General features: G+C 70.5%; 1 protein-coding gene. It reads right to left on the bottom strand.

Annotation, left to right across the window (positions count from 1 at the left end; genetic code table 11):
- Positions 1-447: ribonuclease PH (gene rph, locus LC455_RS31145; protein WP_223596811.1), on the bottom strand; the 447-nt coding region annotated here is incomplete at both ends.

Genomic DNA, 447 nt, shown 5'->3' with positions numbered 1-447 from the left:
GGATCGGGTTGCGCTTGATGTCGCCGCGCTTCATCAGCACGTTCACCGCATCGACCAGGGCCACGTAGGCGCCGGTGATGGCCGCGGTGCGGGTGCCGCCGTCGGCCTGCAGCACGTCGCAGTCCAGGGTGATGGTGCGTTCGCCCAGTGCGTTGCGGTCGACGCAGGCGCGCAGGCTGCGACCGATCAGGCGCTGGATCTCCAGCGTGCGGCCGCCCTGCTTGCCGCGTGCGGCTTCGCGGTCGCTGCGGGTGTGGGTGGCGCGCGGCAGCATGCCGTATTCGGCGGTCACCCAGCCTTCGCCCTTGCCACGCAGGAAGCCCGGCACCCGGTTCTCGATGCTGGCCGTGCACAGCACGCGGGTTTCACCGAAGCAGACCAGCACCGAACCTTCGGCGTGGCGGGTGAAACCGCGCTGGATGACGACCGGGCGCAGCTGATCGGGCT

The sequence above is a fragment of the Neobacillus bataviensis genome (assembly GCF_019969725.1).
The sequence above is the reverse complement of the archived record's forward strand: the minus strand, read 5'-3'. Positions and strand labels throughout refer to the sequence as shown.